Origin of the sequence: Rhizobium sp. Root1212, from assembly GCF_001424985.1 — a bacterium.
Classification (GTDB): Bacteria; Pseudomonadota; Alphaproteobacteria; order Rhizobiales; family Rhizobiaceae; genus Pararhizobium.
Genome location: NZ_LMDA01000012.1, coordinates 597,150 through 615,741 on the forward strand (window position 1 = coordinate 597,150; position 18,592 = coordinate 615,741).

Consider the following 18,592-nt stretch of genomic DNA (forward strand, 5'->3'; position numbering starts at 1 on the left):
GAAAGAAACAGTGATTTGGTTTGGCGCCCGGAGCCCATTATGTTGACGGTCGGGACAACAGGGGCATAGGCGATTTCACCATCGCTGGCTTGAGATGATCCGGCTGGCAGCGCGAGAGTGCTGCCGATCGTGGGTTTCTTATGGCCAATGCCGCGGTTCGCAAGATTCTGATTGGCGGCTTGAACCGGCCGCCCGCATTGATAAGGCAAAGAGCATGGTACTGGGAATTGGACAGCTTGGTTTTCAGACGACGATCGCAAGCGCCGTCACTCTGTCGGGTACCGGCGTACATTCGGGCACGGAAGTTTCCATCACCTTCCAGCCAGCCGAAGTCGATACCGGCATCGTCTTCCAGCGCATGAACGGCGACACCGTCGTCAGCGAGTTCAAGGCGGTTTCCTCGCAGGTCGGCAACACCGATCTCTGCACGGTCCTCGGTTTCACCCCGGCCACCTTCATCGCCACCATCGAACACGTCATGGCCGCGATCTACGCACTCGGCATCGATAACCTCGTCGTCGAGGTGCAGGGCGCCGAAATGCCGATCATGGACGGCAGCTCGGCTCCGTTCGTCGAAGCGATCGAGCAGGCCGGCATCCGGGCCTTGGCAACCAAGCGCCGCTACATCCGCATCCTGAAGCCGGTCCGCATCGAAGCGGGCGCTTCCTGGTCGGAATTCCTTCCCTATGAAGGCGGCATGCGCTTCGAAGTCGAGATCGATTTCGATTGCCCGCTGATCGGCCGCCAGTCGTGGAAGGGCGACATGACGCCGTCGACCTTCAAGAACGAGCTGTCGCGCGCCCGCACCTTCGGCTTCATGCGCGATGTCGAGAAGATGTGGGCCGCCGGCCGCGGTCTCGGCTCCTCGCTCGAAAACTCGGTCGTCATCTCCGACGACAACACGGTCATCAATGTCGAGGGCCTGCGCTATGCCAAGGACGAATTCGTGCGTCACAAGACGCTCGATGCGGTGGGCGATCTCGCGCTTGCCGGCATGCCGTTCCTCGGCTGCTATCGCTCCTATCGCGGCGGCCACAAGATGAACGCCCATGCGCTGAAGGCACTGATGAGCGACCCGACGGCTTACGAGATCGTCGAAAGCACGCCGACGCGTCAGCGTCCGGCCGTGCGCGAGGCAATTGCTGCCGGCGCGCAGTAATTCCTATACGCTTCGAGGATGAAAGCCGGCGTTTCGCCGGCTTTTTCACGTAACGGCTGCCACAAAATTGCGTTAATCGCTGATCATGACGTTGCGGGCGTGTTGCATCTTGATCTAAAACGCGGTTCATAGGCGGCGGTAGCCTTACCGGCGCATGAGTGGGATTTTCTTATGGTATTTGCAGGCCAGCTTGACATGAAGAAGATGGCGCGTGTCGTCTCCATCGCGCTTACCGCATCGGTGACCGGCCTCTTGCTGACGGCATGCCAGAACGATCCGGATATCGACATCACCAAGCTGACGGCCGAGACCGATCCGCCGGAAACCCTCTACAATCAGGGTCTCGCCAACCTGCAGGCCGGCAAGACGACGGAAGCAGCGCGCAAGTTCGAAGCCGTCGACCAGCAGCATCCCTTCTCGGAATATGCCCGCAAGGCGCTTGTCATGAAGGCTTTCGTTGCTTACCGCAACGGCCAGAATCAGGACGCGATCAACGCGGCCAACCGCTACCTCAATCTTTATCCGCAGTCGGAAGACGCAGCCTACGCCCAGTACATCGTCGGCCTTGCCTATTCCAAGCAGATCCCGTCCGTCACGCAGGACCAGAAGCCGGCCCAGAACACCATCGAGGCCATGCAGAAGGTCATCGACAACTATCCGGGCTCGGAATATGCCGAGGACGCGCAGGCCAAGATCCGCTTCGCCAAGGACCAACTCGCCGGCAAGGAAATGCAGATCGGCCGCTACTATCTGGAGCGCAAGGAATACCTTGCCGCCGTGACCCGCTTCCGCACCGTCGTCGAAAAATATCCGACCACCAACCAGATCGAAGAAGCGCTCGCGCGCCTCGTCGAATCGTATTTTGCGATGGGCGTGGTCGGCGAGGCGCAGACCGCCGCTGCCGTTCTCGGCAACAACTATCCGGACAGCCAGTGGTATGCCGACAGCTACAAGCTGCTGCAGACCGGCGGTCTTGAGCCGCGTGAAAACAAGGGTTCGTGGATTTCGCGCGCCGGCAAGAGTCTGCTCGGCGTCTAAGCCACTCGGCTATCATGTTGCGAATCGGCGGCCGCTGCGGCAGTTTGCGGCCGCAACTGGCCCTGTTCCAAAAGCATGTCGCGCAAAAGTGTTTGAGCGGTTTTGCGATAACGACATGCGCCCAGACAGAAACTTGATTGACGGACCCGGCCCTGGGAGAATCGAAACCGGATGCTTTCACAGCTCTCGATCCGCGATATCGTCCTGATCGAACGGCTTGATCTTTCCTTCGAGAGCGGCCTTTCGGTGCTGACCGGCGAGACCGGCGCGGGTAAATCGATCCTTCTCGACAGTCTTTCGCTGGCGCTCGGCGGCCGCGGCGATGGCTCGCTGGTGCGCCATGGCAGCGACAAGGGGCAGGTGACCGCCGTCTTCGATATCCCCGGCAATCATCCCGCCCGTCTGCTGGTGCGCGAAAACGGCATCGATGACGATGGCGACCTGATCTTCCGCCGGGTGCAGAACACCGACGGCCGCACCAAGGCCTATGTCAACGACCAGCCCGTGTCCGTGCAACTGATGCGCCAGGCTGGCCAGCTTCTCGTCGAAATCCACGGCCAACACGACGATCGCGCCCTGGTCGATACCCACGCCCACCGCACCCTGCTCGATGCCTTCGGCGGCCTTGCCGAAGAGGCGACGGGTGTCGCCGAGCTATACCGTGTCTGGAAGGATGCCGAGCGCACCCTGCGCAAGCACCGCGAAAAGGTGGAAGCGGCCGCCCGCGAAGCCGATTACCTGCGCTCTTCCGTCGAAGAGCTTGAAACCCTCTCGCCGCAGGATGGCGAGGAGGACGAGCTTGCCGAACGCCGCGCCCGGATGATGAAGGCCGAGCGCATCGCCGTCGATATCAACGAAGCCAGCGAATTCCTGAACGGCAATGCCTCACCCGTGCCGCTGATCGCCTCGCTCGTGCGCCGGTTGGAGCGCAAGAGCCACGAGGCGCCGGGCCTGCTGGAAGAGACCGTCGAATTCCTCGACACCGCCCTCAACCACCTGTCGGACGCGCAGATGGCCGTCGAGCGCGCCTTGCGCAAGACCGAATATGATCCGAAGGAACTGGAGCGCGTCGAAGAGCGCCTCTTTGCGCTGCGCGCCGCCGCCCGCAAATATTCCGTTCCGGTCACCGGCCTGCCGGCGCTTGCCGTCAAGATGATCTCCGATCTCGCCGATCTCGATGCCGGCGAGGAAAAGCTGAAGCAGCTCGAAGGTCAGCTGAGGCTGACCAAATCCACCTATGATTCGGCCGCCACGCTGCTCTCGGAAAAACGCCACAATACCGCGACCGCGCTGTCCGAAGCCGTCATGGCCGAGCTTCCGGCGCTAAAACTGGAACGCGCACGTTTCATGGTCGAGGTCGCAAGCGATACCGCCAATGCGGCTGCCGAAGGCATCGACATCGTCGAGTTCCACGTCCAGACCAACCCCGGCACCCGTCCGGGCTCGATCATGAAGGTGGCCTCGGGCGGCGAGCTCTCGCGTTTCCTGCTGGCGCTGAAGGTCGCGCTCGCTGACCGCGGCTCCGCCCCGACCCTCGTCTTCGACGAAATCGACACCGGCGTCGGCGGCGCGGTGGCCGATGCCATCGGCCAGCGGCTGAAGCGCCTGTCCGACAAGGTTCAGGTCCTCTCCGTCACCCACGCCCCGCAGGTCGCAGCCCGCGCCGCGACCCATCTCCTGATCTCCAAGGGACCTTCGACTGAGAAAGCCGAAACCATCGCCACCCGCGTCGCCCGCATGGACGACAAGGCCCGCACCGAAGAAATCGCCCGCATGCTCGCCGGCGCTTCGGTGACGGAAGAGGCGAGGGCGGCTGCGGCAAGGCTGCTGGCGGGGAACGGGTAGGGATGGTGGTCCGAAAAGCCCGCCAACTCCCTCTTTCCATCTCCACAATTTGCTCTAAAACGACTCCCACATCCGAGGAGTCTGGTCATGTTGATCGCCGTTAAAAATCTCACCTTTGAAGAGGTTGCAACGAAGCTGGAGCGTCTGGCGAAGAAACTCACTTGCCAGAATGCGCTAATCCTATTGACCAAGGAAAACTCAAAATGAAGCAGATAGGTCACAACCGCAATTCTGATATCAATCAAATTGCTGACGATTATTTGCTGATGGCGCCCAATCTTCGAAAGGCTGATCTGGTTGAAGCATTTCAAGATTTCGACTCGAAATATAGTCGTGATCTCGTAGATATTCTGATCGATAAGCATCGAAGTTTCGAGTCTGACTCTTCAGAAGTAAAAATACAAAAAATGGAGAATCTTTTATCTTTTAAGAATAAAATCTCTGAAGAATATGTACAGAAACTGTCCGATGCAATATTCTATGCCAATGAACAGTACCACACCTATGACATGCCTATCATGCCAGATTCGGCATTCGATGCAATGGTTAGGTTGTACAAAGTTCTTTTAAATCAACGGCATGCCTTCGCTGATCTTTTAAATAGGATTGAAAACATGAAAGGGTCGGCGCCGTTGCCGACTCTGGGCCAAATCGTCCACGCCCGGCCGATGCTCTCCCTCGACAACGTCTTTTCCGATGAGGACGTGCGCGATTTCATCAACAGCGTCTACCGCTTCCTCGGCCGCCTGTCGGACAATTCCATCGCCTTCACCGCCGAGCCGAAGATCGACGGCCTTTCCATGTCGATCCGCTATGAAAACGGCAAGCTCGTCAGCGCCGCCACCCGCGGCGATGGCACGACCGGCGAGAACGTCACCGCCAATATCCGCACCATCAGGGAAATCCCGCAGACGCTCCCGGCCGGCGTACCCGCCGTCGTCGAAGTGCGCGGCGAAGTCTATATGGCGAAAAGCGATTTCCTGGCGCTGAACGCCCAAATGGAGGCGGAAGGCAAGCAGACCTACGTCAATCCGCGTAACACCGCCGCTGGCTCCCTGCGTCAGCTCGACCCCACCATCACCGCCAGCCGCAAGCTGAAATTCTTCGCCTATGCCTGGGGCGAAATCTCCGAGATGCCCGCCGATACCCAGCTCGGCATGGTCGAGGTTTTCAAGACGTGGGGTTTCCCCGTCAATCCGCTGATGAAGCGGCTTTCCTCCGTCGAGGCGATCATCGAGCACTATAACGAGATCGGCCTCGAACGGCCGGACCTCGATTACGATATCGACGGCGTCGTCTACAAGGTCGATCAGCTCGACCTGCAGCAGCGCCTCGGCTTCCGCTCCCGCTCGCCCCGCTGGGCAACAGCCCACAAATTCCCGGCCGAGCAGGCCTTCACGACCGTCGAAAACATCGACATCCAGGTCGGCCGTACCGGCGCGCTGACGCCCGTCGCGCGCCTCACCCCCGTCACCGTCGGCGGCGTCGTCGTCACCAATGCGACGCTGCACAATGCCGATTATATCGAGGGCATCGGCAACAGCGGCGAGCGCATCCGCGAGCCGGACCACGATATCCGCATCGGCGATACCGTCATTGTCCAGCGGGCAGGGGACGTGATCCCGCAGGTGCTCGATGTCGTCATGGAAAAGCGGCCGGCGAATGCCGTGCGCTACGAATTCCCGAAAATCTGCCCGGTCTGCGGCAGCCATGCGGTGCGCGAGCGCAACGAAAAGACCGGCAAGCTCGATTCCGTCACCCGCTGCACCGGCGGCTTCGTCTGCCGGGCGCAGGCCGTCGAGCACCTAAAGCACTTCGTCTCCCGCAACGCCTTCGATATCGAAGGCCTCGGCTCCAAGCAGATCGATTTCTTCTTCGAGGCCGAAGATCCGGCGCTGTCGATCAAGACGGCCCCCGATATCTTCACCCTACAGCGCCGGCAGGAGGCATCGACGCTCACCAAGCTCGAAAACATCGACGGCTTCGGCAAGGTCAGCGTCCGTAAACTCTTTGACGCGATCAACAGCCGCCGCGAAATCGCCCTTCACCGTTTCATCTATGCACTCGGCATCCGCCATGTCGGCGAAACCACGGCAAAGCTTCTAGCCCGTTCCTACGGCAGCTATGCCGCCTTTTCCGAAGCCATGGTTGCCGCCGCCGAACCGGGCTCCGAAGCCTGGAGTGACCTCAACGTCATCGACGGCATCGGCGAAGTCGTCGCCCGCGCCATCGTCGAGTTCTTCAAGGAAGAGCGCAATGTCGATGTCGTCTCGCGCCTCCTGAGCGAAGTCACGCCTCTCGATGCCGAAGCCCCGGTCGCAAGCTCCAGCCCTGTCGCAGGCAAGACGGTGGTCTTCACCGGCTCGCTGGAAAAAATGACCCGCGACGAGGCGAAAGCCATGGCCGAACGGCTCGGCGCCAAGGTTGCCGGCTCCGTTTCGAAGAAGACCGACCTGCTGGTCGCAGGACCCGGAGCCGGCTCCAAGCTCGAAAAAGCCCGCGAACTCGGCGTCGAAACCACCGACGAAGACGGCTGGTTTACCCTGATCGGTGGGTAAACACGTCTTACCGGCCGTAAAAGCTTCCCTTCTTCGCTCGCCTTCTTTATGAGGGCTGCCAGATTTATGACAGTTGTATGACACTGGCGAAGACGGGTGATTGAACGATGCTGGGTTGGTTTCGTAAGCTGATGCCGCGCGAGGACAAGTTCTTCGAGCTTTTCGAGGCGCATTCGCGCACGGTCGTCGGCGCTGCCGATGCGCTGAAGGCGCTCTTGGCAGGCGAGGGCGATCATGATGCCAACTGCAAGCGCATCATCGCGCTGGAGGACCAGGCCGACAACATCACCCGCGAGGTGATGCTCGCGGTGCGCCGCAGCTTCATCACCCCCTTCGATCGCGGCGACATCAAAGACCTGATCCAGTCGATGGACGACGCTATCGACATGATGCACAAGACGGTCAAGACCATTCGCCTGTTCGAACAGAAAACCTTCGATCCCGGCATGCGCGACATGGGCGTGCTCGTCGTCGATGCGGCCCGGCTGATCGCCGAGGCCGTTCCGTTGCTCGACCGCATCGGCGCCAATGCGCCGCGGCTTTCCGCCATCGCCGAAGAGATCACCCGCGTCGAAGGCCGCTCCGACGAGTTGCACGACGAGGGCCTGAAGGACCTTTTCAAGCGCCACGGCCAGTCCAATCCGATGGCCTATATCATCGGCAGCGAGATTTACGGCGAACTCGAAAAGGTCGTCGACCGCTTCGAGGACGTCGCCAATGAAATCAGCGGCATCGTGATCGAGAACGTCTGATGGATGCGGCGCTCGCCTTTCCGCTGCTCGTCGCGCTTATCGGCGTCGCGCTGTTCTTCGATTTCCTGAACGGCCTGCACGATGCGGCGAACTCGATCGCCACCATCGTTTCGACGCGGGTGCTGCGGCCGCAATATGCGGTCATGTGGGCCGCCTTCTTCAATTTCATCGCCTTCCTGTTCTTCGGCCTGCATGTGGCCGAAACGCTCGGAACCGGCATCATCGACCCGAAGATCGTGACCCCGGCGGTGATTTTCGCGGCGCTGACGGGCGCCATCGTCTGGAATATCGTCACCTGGGTTTTCGGCATTCCCTCCAGCTCGTCGCACGCGCTGATCGGCGGTCTCGTCGGCGCGGGGCTCGCCTCGATCGGCGGCGATGCCATCGTGCTTGCCGGTCTTGCCAAGACGGTTGCCGCCATCTTCATGTCGCCGATGATCGGCTTCGTGCTGGCGCTGCTGCTCGTCCTGATCGTCTCGTGGATCTGCGTGCGCCAGACGCCCTTTGCCGTCGATCGCAGTTTTCGCGGCCTGCAGTTCATCTCCGCTTCGCTCTATTCGCTTGGCCATGGCGGCAACGATGCGCAGAAGACCATGGGCATCATCGCCGTGCTCCTGTTCTCGCAGGGCTATCTCGGCTCTGAGTTCTACGTGCCCTTCTGGGTGGTGATTTCCTGTCAGTCCGCCATGGCGCTCGGCACGCTGTTCGGCGGCTGGCGTATCGTCCACACCATGGGCTCGAAGATTACGCGACTCAATCCGATGCAGGGTTTTTGCGCGGAAACCGGCGGTGCGCTGACGCTGTTCGGCGCCACCTGGCTTGGTATTCCGGTCTCCACCACGCACACGATCACCGGCGCGATCATCGGCGTCGGCGCCGCCCGTCGCGTCTCGGCCGTGCGCTGGGGCCTTGCCGGCAATATCGTCATCGCCTGGTTCCTGACGCTGCCGGCAGCAGCGGTGATTTCCGCACTGACGTACTTCGTCACCTCGCTCTTCTAACCGCCGAAAATTTCGCGAAAAACGCTGGCGACAGCGCCGCTTCATGATGTCAGTATGCCGGCAGGCGACGCAGAGACGCCGCCGGACAGAACCCGAGGAAACATTCATGAAGCTTGCCACCCTGAAGGACTCGACCCGTGACGGACGACTGGTGGTCGTCTCGAAAGACCTCACCCGCTGCTCGGAAGTGGGCCATATCGCCCGCACCCTGCAGGCGGCGCTGGATGACTGGGCCTATGTCGCCCCACGGCTGGAACGGGTGGCCGAAGGGGTGGAAACCGGCTCGCAGCCGACCATGCGCTTTCACGAGCACGATGCCGCATCGCCACTGCCGCGCGCTTTCGGCTGCGGCTTCGGCGGCACCTTCGCGGCCCCGCGCGACGATCTTTCCCTCACATCCGGCAAGACGACCGTCGAAGCCTATGGCGTGGCCGTCGTCAATGATCTGGCTGCCGGTTCCGACGCCGCCGCTGCCGGCGAGGCCATTGCCCTCGTCATGCTGGCGACCACCGTTTCCGTCGATGGCGAACACGCTGAGACCGCCTTTTCCCCGGTCGCGGTGACACCGGATGAAATCGCCGGCCTCGCACTCAATCTCACCGTGAACGGCAAGGCCGTGACGGGCGAGGATGAGGGCGGGCAGGGCTTTGCCGGCGCCGTCGCCGCCCAGGTCAAGCACCGGTCGCTTGGTGCTGGAACCCTCGTCGATCTCGGCACGCCGTCGATCACCACATCGCTTACCGCCGGCGATCTTCTCCGCCTCGATGCCAAGGATGGCACCGGCCATTCGATCTTCGGCGCCATCGAACGCAAGGCCTCGTAACCTCGAGCCTTTCACGCAATTGCGGAATTGTCTTTTTGCACTGCACACGTTAGAAAGCCGACCCGTCGCCGCATTCGATCTTTTCGTCGAAGACCCGGACGACGGGCCGGCATCCCCCTGCCGGTAAAAACGGATTGGAGGGTCCGGATATGGAAACCATCACCACCATTGCCGAACTGCGCGCGCGCCTTGCCCCCCATCGGCGGGCCGGCAAGTCTGTCGCACTCGTGCCGACCATGGGCTATCTGCATGTCGGTCATATGGAGCTTGTCGCCCGCGCCCGCGCATCGAGCGATATCGTCGTCGTCAGCCTGTTCGTGAACCCGCTGCAGTTCGGCGCCAATGAAGACCTGACGAAATATCCGCGCAACCTTGAGCGCGATCAGGCCATGCTGGTCGAGGGCGGCGTCGATTTCCTCTTCGCGCCGGGCGTCAGCGATATGTATCCGCGCCCGATGGAAACGGTCGTCGATGTCCCGACGATCGGCAACGAACTCGAAGGCTCCGTCCGCCCCGGCCATTTCGCCGGCGTGTCGACGGTGGTCACCAAGCTGTTCAACATCGTCCAGCCGGATCGCGCCTTCTTCGGAGAAAAGGATTTCCAGCAGCTGCAGCTGATCCGCCGCATGGTGGCCGATCTTGCCCAGCCGGTCGAGGTGATCGGCGTGCCGACCGTGCGCGAGGCCGACGGACTCGCCTGTTCGTCGCGCAACGTCTACCTCACGCCGGAAGAGCGGGCGGCGGCCGTCATCGTGCCCAAGGCGCTCGATGAGGCCCAGCGGCTGATCGCCGAGGGCGCTGATGATGTCGGCGCTCTGGAGCTTGCAATCAGCGAGTTTATCGACGCAGAGCCGCTTGCAAAGCCGGAGGTGATCGCGATCCGCGACCCCGAAACGTTGCGGATCATCAGCGAAATTGGCGAAAAACCGGTTCTTCTGTTGCTTTTTGTCCGCTTCGGGAGCACGAAACTGCTCGATAACCGGGTCATCGACCCCAATGCGCAATTCTGAAAAGGTGGCATGAATGAGCGTACATACAGCCAAACGCCGCTTGGCGCCGGCCGATATCAAGGCCCTCAAGGGCGAGCGCCCGATCGTCAGCCTCACCGCCTATACGACGCCGGTTGCCAAGCTCATGGACCCGCATGTCGATTTCATGCTGGTCGGCGACAGCCTCGGCATGGTGCTTTACGGCCTCGATTCCACGGTTGGCGTCACCGTCGAGATGATGATCGCCCATGGCCAGGCCGTCATGCGCGGTTCTTCGAATGCCTGCGTCGTCATCGATCTGCCGTTCGGCTCCTACCAGATGTCGAAGGAACAGGCTTTCGAGACGGCGGCGCGCGTGCTGAAGGAAACCGGCTGTTCCGCCGTCAAGCTCGAAGGCGGCGCGGAAATGGCCGAAACCGTGCATTTCCTCACCGAGCGCGGTATTCCTGTGCTCGGCCATGTCGGCCTTATGCCGCAACTGATCAACACGACCGGCGGCTATCGCTCGCTCGGCCGCAACGACAAGGAAGTCGAGAAAATCCGCCGCGATGCCGCGGCCATCGAGGAAGCCGGCGCCTTCGCCATCGTCATCGAAGGCACGGTCGAGCCGGTTGCCCGCGAAATCACCGCCCAGGTGAAAGTGCCGACCATCGGCATTGGCGCATCGCCGGCCTGCGACGGGCAGGTTCTCGTGGTCGATGACGTGCTCGGCATCTTTACCGATTTCAAGCCGCGCTTCGTCAAGCATTTCGCCAATCTCGCGCCGGTCATGAGCGAAGCTTTCGCCAACTACGCCGCCGAGGTGAAGGCCCGCAGCTTCCCCGGCCCGGAACACACCTTCCAGCTCAAGCGCTGACGGGCCACGGTTTCCCTTCTCCCCGCCTGCGGGGAGAAGGTGCCCGAAGGGCGGATGAGGGGCGGAAGCATATTCGGAGTATGCGGCATCTCCCCCTCAAGGGAGGAGATTGGGAGCGAGAGGCCGACCCCAGTCAATCTCCCCCCTTGAGGGGGAGATGCCCGACAGGGCAGAGGGGGGTAAAAGCCACCAGCTCGAAACATGCTGAGCCAAGAGCCTGCCCCCGCATCAGCGAAACGGATCGCTTCATCAAACTTATTCAATTGTCGGATGGGCATGATCGCCTTATCCCAAACGCTTCCTGACGACAGGATGCTGCAGTCGCTGCCCGTCCTCTCCTGAAAGCACTTTCATGTCCAAAGACGAATTCTGGCAAGGTGTCCGCCGCGGCTTTCCGATCATGCTGGCGGCTTCGCCGTTCGGCGCGCTATTCGGCGCACTTGCCATCGACAACGGCTTTACCATCTTCGATGCCGTCTTCATGAGCGTCACCGTCTATGCCGGCGCGAGCCAGATGGTCGGGATCGAGCTGTTCAATCACAATGTCCAGCCGTGGCTGATCATCCTGTCGATCTTCGCGGTCAACTTCCGCCACATCCTCTATTCGGCGTCGCTCACCCGCTATATCAGCCATTTCACCCCGCTCCAGAAGGCGCTCGCCTTCTTCCTGCTCACCGATCCGCAATATGCCGAATCGGAAAAGAAGGGCGAGGCCGGCGAGACCGTCAGCTTCTCGTGGTATCTCGGCTTCGGCGCAATCATCTATCTGCCGTGGCAGGCCATGACGCTGATCGGCGCGATCTTCGGCCAGATGATCGGCGATCCCAAGGCGATTGGCCTCGACGTGCTCCTGCCGATCTATTTCATGGGGCTCGTGCTCGGCTTCCGCAAGCGCGATCACTGGCTGCCGGTGGTGGCGGTCAGCTCCATCGTCTCTGTCGCCGCCATGCACTTCGTCGGCTCGCCCTGGCATGTCAGCATCGGCGCCATCGCCGGGGTGGCGCTTGCCGCCTGTATGCCGCTGCGCAACCCGCCGGAAGAGCCGGTGACACTGGAGCATGAGGTTTAGGACGATGGCAAACCCCGATCACATGCACCTGATCTACATCATCCTCGCCGCCGCGGTCGCGACCTTCATCACCCGCATCGGCGGCTACGTGATGATGACCCAGATGAAGCGCATCCCGCCGCGCATGGAAGCCGCGCTGAACGCGGTGCCGGCTGCCGTTCTGTCGACGCTTGTTGCCCCAGCCTTCGTCTACGGCGGTTGGGACGTCGCCGCCTCCATGGCCGTCGCTTTTGTCGTCGGCCTGCGGTTCAACTCACTGTGGATGCTGTTTGCCGGCTGGGTCGTCGTGATGGCGCTCCGGCATTTCGCCGGGTTCTGAAGAGCTTTCCCTTCTCCCCAGCGGGGAGAAGGTGCCCGAAGGGCGGATGAGGGGATAATGCGTCTCGCGCAAATGCTCCTTGCTTACTTCCCAGCAATCACCGCCGTCGCAGCCTTCAGCCAATCTCGCGTCGCCTCGTCACCCAGCAGCGGCAGCAGTTTCTCGCAGGTCTCTGCGTGATACGCGTTGAGCCAATCCAGCTCCTCCGCCGTCAAAAGCTCCGCCAGCACCAGCCGTCGATCGATCGGGCAGAAGGTCATGGTCTCGAAACCAAGCATCGGCAGGTCGCCGCCGTCGATCATCTCGGCCGGCAGCACATGCACGAGGTTTTCGATGCGGATGCCGAAGGCGCCGGGGCGGTAGTAGCCCGGCTCGTTGGAAAGGATCATGCCCGGCAGCAATTCCTGCATCGCCGCCCGCGAAATCCGCTGCGGTCCCTCATGAACCGAAAGATAGGAGCCGACGCCATGGCCGGTGCCATGGGCGAAATCCGCGCCGGCCTTCCACAGCGCGATGCGGGCAAGCGGATCGAGATCGACCCCGCGCGAACCCTTCGGGAATCGAGCCACAGAAATGGCGATCATGCCCTTCAGGACCAGCGTGAAGAACCGCTTCTGCTCCTGCGGCACGGTGCCGATGGCGACCGTGCGGGTGATGTCGGTGGTACCGTTGATGTACTGGCCGCCGGAATCGATCAGGAACATGCTGCCATCGGCAATGGCGAGATCGGTCTCGGTGGTGACGCGGTAGTGCATGATCGCGGCATGGCTGCCGGCGCCGGCGATAGTGTCGAAGGAAATATCCTTCAGCGGGTTCTGCATGCGCTCGCCGACGCTTCTGCGGACCTCTTCAAGCTTCTGGGTCGCGGCGATTTCCGTCACGGTGCCGGGCGTCGTCGAATCAAGCCACGCCAGGAATTCGACCATGGCCGCGCCATCCTGCAGATGCGCCTTCAGCGAACCCTCGATTTCGGCCTTGTTCTTGCAGGCGCGGGGCAGGCGGGCCGGATCGGCCGCCTCGACCACGGTGCCGCCGCTCGTGCGGATACGCTCGGCGAGCGCGAAGGGCGCATGATCCGGGTCGATCATGATCGACACCCCGCCGGCCGCGAGCGCCGCGACACGGTCGATGAAACCCGACGGAGGCTCGATGCGGGCGAGCTGGGTGAGATAGGCTTCCTCCTCGATCCCCGTCTTGCGCTTGTCGAGGAATATTTCGGCTGATCCATCGGCATGGATGATGGCGCGGGCGAGCGGATGCGGCGTATGCGGCACATCGCTGCCGCGGATATTGAAGGTCCAGGCGATGGAGGAGGGGTCGGTCAGCACGACGGCTGCGGCACCGGCCTTCGCCGTCTCCGCCGCCATCTTGGCGATCTTGTCCCTGGCGAGTTCGCCGGCATGGTCGTTGTGCTGGATCTTGACGCGGCCGAGCGGCGCATCCGGCCGATTGTTCCAGAGCCGGTCGAGCGGGTTGTGATCGAGAAAGACGAGCGTTCCGCCGATCTTCTCCAGCGCCTTTTCAAGCTTCTTCACTTCGGCGCCCGTATGCAGCCACGGATCGATGCCGAGGCGGAACCCCTTGGCTCCATGCTTTTCGAGCCAGACATGCGGCGGTTCGCCGACGAGATCGCCGCCGGTGAAGACGCTGCCGTCCACCTGCTCGGCAAGCTGGGTCACGTAGCGACCGTCCACAAAGACAATCGCCTGGGAAGGCGTCAGCAAAGCGACGCCGGCGGAGCCGGTGAAGCCGGTCAGCCAGGACAGGCGTTCGGCGCTTGCCGGCACATATTCACCCTGAAACTCGTCGGCGCGCGGCACGAGGAAACCGTCCACGCCAAGGGCCGCGAGCGCCGCCCGCAGCGCATCCGTACGCTCCTTGCCGAATTGCGGAGTAGAGGTGACTTCGAAAGACTGAAACATCGGATTGCCTGCGATACGTATAAAGGGAAATCGCAGTCTAGCGGATCATTCGCGGCGCGAAAGCGTAGAAGGTGAAATAGCGGGGCTTTTCGAGAAATCATCATACTTATGCGCCCAGCGCATGGCACCTATTCCGTCCAGGCCCTATCTCGCACTGCAAAATAGTCTATAAATCCCCTCAACGAACTGAGGGACATGTCTCCGGTTCCCGCGATTGCCGAAAGGCGACGCACTCCATGGTTCAGATATAGTCGGTTGTCCTTCTCCTCCTCCCTCCGGATGGCCGATTTGAACCATGAAGAGTCCGCTTGAGCGCTCCTCCTCCTCAAGCTCGCGGACGTGGCCGGCTTGCCGGTCAACGGGCGGTGCTTCGGCATCGCCTTGGTTTTGAAAAGCCGCCTGTCATGATCGACAGGCGGCTTTTTCAATTTCAGGCTTTTGGAAAGAGAAAAGGCGTGCCCCTGTCGGACACGCCGGAAGTCTCACGCGCGGTCGAGATGGATCGTCACCCAGCCGTTGCGCCAGATGGTGCGCACATGGCGCAGGTGCTGGGCGTTGTAGGCTGAAAGCACCTTCCAGCGCTGCGAAGCGAGAATCCCCGAGAGAATCACCGAGCCGCCCGGCGCCAGATGGCTGGCCAGCTTCGGCGCCATTGATATCAGCGGGCGGGCAAGGATATTGGCGATGATCAGGTCGAAGGGGCCGTAGGTATCGAAGGCCGGCGAGTGAAAACCCGCAGCGGTGATGGTCCTGATGCCCGAGACGATGCCGTTGCGGCGCACGTTCTCGGCCGCCACCCGCGTTGCGATCGGGTCGATATCGGTGGCGAGCACCGGCACATGCTTCAGCTTGCGGGCGGCAATCGCCAGCACACCGCTGCCGGTGCCGAGATCGAGCACGTTGGTCACCCGGCGCGCGCGCATCACCCGGTCGATCACCTCCAGACAGCCGGCCGTCGTGCCGTGATGGCCGGTACCGAAAGCCTGTCCGGCATCGATTTCGATCGAGAGGTCGTTTTCTTTCACCTTGTCGCGATCATGGGAGCCGTGGACGATGAAGCGGCCGGCGCGCACCGGTGAGAGACCTTCGAGCGACTTGGCGATCCAATCGACGTCGGGAATGACCTCGCGCTTGATCTCGGTGCCGGGCATATGCACCTCGATCAGTTCGGCAAAGCGCGGCTGCATTTCCTCTTCCTCGTCGAGCAGCAGGTAGAGGGAGGCCTCCCAGATATCGTTCTTCTCGTCGATCTCCATGGTGGCGATGGCATAGCCTTCGTCCTCGAAGGCATCGGTCATGTGGCCGAGGATGACGTCCGCCTGCTTTTCGGTCGTGGTGATGTAGAGGCGAATATCGGCCACGGCGGCGTCCTTTGCGTGGGGTGGGATCGAGCTTGCGGCGGCTCTACCATGGCGAACCGGCGAACGCAAAGAAGCGGCGGTTATTTTGCGCCGGGAATCCAGGGCGGAGGCGGCGTGTCGCGGCCGGAAACCGTGCGTAGCACCGCCCGCGTGGTTGCCGGAAACAGCGACAGCCACGGCAGAATCAGCCGGCGCAGCCCGGTCAGGATCGGGTTGCGGAGCGTAACGAAGACGGTGTTACGCCGCGTCGCCTTGATCACGGTTTCGATCGCCGGCATACGCAGATCGGAATATTCCGCTTCCCGCCCTTCGGAAATCAGCCAGGCGAGCCAGCAGGCATCCTCGATGCCGAGGTTCATGCCGCGTGCGCCGATCGGCGAATGTATATGGGCGGCATCGCCGGCCAGAAACACCCGGCCGCGCCGCATGCTTTCGACATGGCGGAAACTGACGCGGAAGGAGGAAACCCAGGGCTTGTCCCTGATCTCGCCGGGGTGGGTGATCAGCCCCTCGTAATCCTCCCGCGTGGAGATGTAGCGCAGCGTGTCCTCGCGCACGGGGATGCGGGCGACCACGCCGGGATTGAGGAAATTGCCCTCGGCATAGCCGGTTTCGACCGGCTGGGTATAGCGGTAGTCGGCGAGATAGAACGGCATGTCCATGCTCTCGCCGGGAAAGGTGAAGCCGCACCGTTCCCTGACGACGGAATGGGAGCCGTCTGCGCCGATAAGGATATCCGGCGAAACCGTCTCGCTGTTGCCGTCGGCATGCCGCAGCAACACGGCCGGCTTGTCCGTCCTGCCGGTTACGTCTTCGACGGCGGTTCGCCATTCCGGCACGATATGATGCTGGGCGAGAAGCGCGATCAGGATGTCTTCGGTATCGCCCTGCGGCAGGGCATAGAGCGGCGAATAGCGGCCGCGCAGTTTGGCGGTATCGACGGTGAGTAGCGGTTTTCCACGCGAAGCGACACGGAAACGGTTGATCCGTCGGGATTTGTGCAGGATCAGCGCGGTCGCGCCGCATTCTTCCAGCAGCGTCAGCGTGCGGGCATTGACGCCGAGCGCGCGGCTCTCATTGGAGGGTGTGGGACCGGAAGCCTTCGCGACGAGACGCGGCCGGATGCCGCGCCTTGCCAGTTCCAGCGCCAGAGTGAGCCCGACAGGGCCTGCGCCGGCAATCAGAATGGACCGTTCAGAGCCTTTCTCCATCCCGCCCCCACCGAGCTTGCATTATCCCTTCAGCAGGTTTTCCAGCTTCTTGACGGCGACGTCGGGATTTTCGCCATAGGCGATGGTTCCTTTGAAACGCCCTTCGGAATCAAGCAGGAAGACGGATGCCGTGTGATCCATCGTATAGTCGCCATCCGGCTTGCTTTCGTCCAGCGGAATCTTCTTGGCATAGACGCGGAAACCCTTGACCATCTCCAGGACGTCGGCCGGCGGGCCGGAAATACCGGTGACGCGCTTGGAAACGTTCGAGACGTATTGACCGAGGATTTCCGGCGTATCCCGTTCCGGGTCGACGGAAATGAAATAGGCCTGCAACTTGTTGCCTTCGGGATCGACCTTCTCCAGCCAGCCGTTCATCTCGAACAGGGTGGTGGGGCAAACTTCCGGGCAATGGGTGAAGCCGAAGAACAGCGCCGTCGGCTTGCCGGTGAATGCCTTTTCGGTGATGGGCTGGCCGGTCTGGGAAACCAGCGTGAAGGGAACGCCGAAGGGGCCGGATGCCAGTTCGGATTTCGGCGACGTCACTGCATAGGTGAACCACCCGAGGATCGCCGCGACGACGGCGACGGCCGCCCAGAGAATGATGCGAAGTGTCTTCATGAACAAGCGTCCGGCTTCATGGGAGCGTCCTGCGCCGGAAGGCGCGAGAAAACGCTCGATCTTTTCAATCTGGCTCTGGATAGTCCCTGAGGCCAGCTTGCGCAATGAGTTGAAGCAATCGTGATCGGCGGCAAATTGCAGCACCCGGCGGGGCCGCGGTCACATGCACCAGGAAAGGCCGGCGGTCGAAAGCGCGCGAAACATCTCCGCCCCTTGTGTCGCCCAGCCCATGAGCGCCAGGACGAGAGCGGCGATGGCGGCAAGCGCAAAGGCCGCACCGGCGACGGGGATGAGCAGCGGATGACGGGCGGTGTTTTCCTGCATAGGCCAAGAATAGCCGAAATCGCCCGCCGTGAACAGGCCGCCGCCATCCCGGCAATCGTGAGAATTCGATGACTATTTTAGCGAAGGTTTAATTTGTTCCTGAGATCGTGGCAGGGAGCGAGGAAGCTTCCGGCCGGCATGACGTTGCGGGTCCGTGCCGCGCATTCCGCAGAAAATTGGGAAAAGTTCTGACCATGTCCAACGCAATCAAACAGTCCGGCGCCTATCTCGAGATCGTCTCGTTCCATCTCGCCGATCAGGAGTTCTGCATCGATATCATGGCGATCCGCGAAATCCGCGGCTGGGCGCCGGTGACGCCGATGCCGCACACGCCGCCTTACGTTCTCGGCCTGATCAACCTGCGTGGCGCCGTCATTCCGGTCATCGACATGGCCTGCCGTCTCGGCATGAAGATGACGGAGCCGTCCGAGCGTTCGGCCATCATCGTCACCGATATCGCCGGCAAGCTGGTCGGCCTGCTGGTCGAGCAGGTTTCCGACATGATGACGATCAAGAGCGATGCCCTGCAGCCGGCTCCGGAAATCATTCCGGAAGCCCAGCGCGCCTTCTGCCGCGGCATCGTGGCGCTGGAAAAGACCATGGTCTGCTTCCTCAATCTCGATACGGTCATTGCCGAAGAGTTGCAGCAGGCCGCTTAAGCCGGTGGTTCCGTAAAACGGATTTCGAACACCGTTCCTTTCAAGGGGCGGTGTTTTGCCGTGTTTGACGCCCGGTTTTTACCGC

17 protein-coding genes are annotated in these 18,592 nt (G+C 61.8%); 12 read left to right on the forward strand and 5 right to left on the reverse strand.

The window, feature by feature from the left end:
• Window positions 1-220: 220 nt before the first annotated feature.
• From lpxC to ASC86_RS14870, 11 genes are all read left to right on the forward strand, one after another.
• Window positions 221-1,159 carry a UDP-3-O-acyl-N-acetylglucosamine deacetylase gene (gene lpxC / locus ASC86_RS14820; protein WP_056322669.1) on the forward strand — a complete coding sequence of 313 codons (939 nt, stop codon included), beginning with the start codon at window positions 221-223 and terminating at the stop codon, window positions 1,157-1,159.
• Window positions 1,160-1,330: 171 nt separating this feature from the next.
• Window positions 1,331-2,197, forward strand: coding sequence for an outer membrane protein assembly factor BamD (locus ASC86_RS14825; protein ID WP_056322406.1), 867 nt, complete (start codon window positions 1,331-1,333; stop codon window positions 2,195-2,197).
• Window positions 2,198-2,368: 171 nt separating this feature from the next.
• On the forward strand, window positions 2,369-4,042 hold the full coding sequence (gene recN, locus ASC86_RS14830) for a DNA repair protein RecN (RefSeq protein WP_056322410.1): 1,674 nt from the start codon (window positions 2,369-2,371) through the stop codon (window positions 4,040-4,042).
• A 407-nt stretch (window positions 4,043-4,449) separates the two neighbouring features.
• Complete coding sequence (ligA, locus tag ASC86_RS14835; protein ID WP_056322672.1) at window positions 4,450-6,600, forward strand: NAD-dependent DNA ligase LigA; 2,151 nt, start codon at window positions 4,450-4,452, stop codon at window positions 6,598-6,600.
• Between the two features lie 107 nt (window positions 6,601-6,707).
• Window positions 6,708-7,352: a DUF47 domain-containing protein gene (locus tag ASC86_RS14840; protein WP_056322415.1), complete on the forward strand. Its 645-nt coding sequence runs from the start codon at window positions 6,708-6,710 to the stop codon at window positions 7,350-7,352.
• Entirely contained in the window at window positions 7,352-8,353 is a 1,002-nt protein-coding gene (locus ASC86_RS14845) for an inorganic phosphate transporter (RefSeq protein ID WP_056322418.1), read from the forward strand. The genes ASC86_RS14840 and ASC86_RS14845 overlap by 1 nt, the downstream gene beginning before the upstream one ends.
• A gap of 106 nt (window positions 8,354-8,459) precedes the next feature.
• Window positions 8,460-9,176 carry a fumarylacetoacetate hydrolase family protein gene (locus tag ASC86_RS14850; protein ID WP_056322421.1) on the forward strand — a complete coding sequence of 239 codons (717 nt, stop codon included), beginning with the start codon at window positions 8,460-8,462 and terminating at the stop codon, window positions 9,174-9,176.
• 149 nt (window positions 9,177-9,325) lie between these two features.
• Window positions 9,326-10,186, forward strand: coding sequence for a pantoate--beta-alanine ligase (gene panC, locus ASC86_RS14855; RefSeq protein WP_056322424.1), 861 nt, complete (start codon window positions 9,326-9,328; stop codon window positions 10,184-10,186).
• Window positions 10,187-10,199: 13 nt separating this feature from the next.
• Window positions 10,200-11,021, forward strand: coding sequence for a 3-methyl-2-oxobutanoate hydroxymethyltransferase (panB, locus tag ASC86_RS14860; RefSeq protein WP_056322427.1), 822 nt, complete (start codon window positions 10,200-10,202; stop codon window positions 11,019-11,021).
• Window positions 11,022-11,373: 352 nt separating this feature from the next.
• A complete protein-coding gene (locus ASC86_RS14865; protein WP_056322429.1) occupies window positions 11,374-12,090 on the forward strand; it encodes an AzlC family ABC transporter permease in 717 nt (238 codons plus the stop codon).
• 4 nt (window positions 12,091-12,094) lie between these two features.
• Entirely contained in the window at window positions 12,095-12,409 is a 315-nt protein-coding gene (locus ASC86_RS14870) for an AzlD family protein (protein ID WP_156387055.1), read from the forward strand.
• Between the two features lie 83 nt (window positions 12,410-12,492).
• Here the strand turns inward: ASC86_RS14870 and ASC86_RS14875 are convergent, their stop codons facing one another.
• The 5 genes from ASC86_RS14875 to ASC86_RS25845 all read right to left on the reverse strand — a co-directional run bounded on the left by ASC86_RS14875 (window position 12,493) and on the right by ASC86_RS25845 (window position 17,848).
• Window positions 12,493-14,331, reverse strand: a complete 1,839-nt coding sequence (locus tag ASC86_RS14875; protein ID WP_056322436.1) for an aminopeptidase P family protein — start codon at window positions 14,329-14,331, stop codon at window positions 12,493-12,495.
• A 482-nt stretch (window positions 14,332-14,813) separates the two neighbouring features.
• Window positions 14,814-15,692, reverse strand: coding sequence for a 50S ribosomal protein L11 methyltransferase (locus tag ASC86_RS14880; RefSeq protein ID WP_056322438.1), 879 nt, complete (start codon window positions 15,690-15,692; stop codon window positions 14,814-14,816).
• 80 nt (window positions 15,693-15,772) lie between these two features.
• Complete coding sequence (locus tag ASC86_RS14885; RefSeq protein WP_056322442.1) at window positions 15,773-16,903, reverse strand: NAD(P)/FAD-dependent oxidoreductase; 1,131 nt, start codon at window positions 16,901-16,903, stop codon at window positions 15,773-15,775.
• A 21-nt stretch (window positions 16,904-16,924) separates the two neighbouring features.
• Window positions 16,925-17,524 carry an SCO family protein gene (locus tag ASC86_RS14890; protein WP_056322675.1) on the reverse strand — a complete coding sequence of 200 codons (600 nt, stop codon included), beginning with the start codon at window positions 17,522-17,524 and terminating at the stop codon, window positions 16,925-16,927.
• Window positions 17,525-17,683: 159 nt separating this feature from the next.
• Entirely contained in the window at window positions 17,684-17,848 is a 165-nt protein-coding gene (locus ASC86_RS25845) for a hypothetical protein (RefSeq protein ID WP_156387056.1), read from the reverse strand.
• A gap of 194 nt (window positions 17,849-18,042) precedes the next feature.
• Here ASC86_RS25845 and ASC86_RS14895 point away from each other — a divergent pair, with 194 nt between their 5' ends.
• Window positions 18,043-18,507 (forward strand): chemotaxis protein CheW, encoded by a 465-nt coding sequence (locus ASC86_RS14895; RefSeq protein WP_056322445.1) that lies wholly within the window; start codon window positions 18,043-18,045, stop codon window positions 18,505-18,507.
• Window positions 18,508-18,592 lie beyond the last annotated feature (85 nt).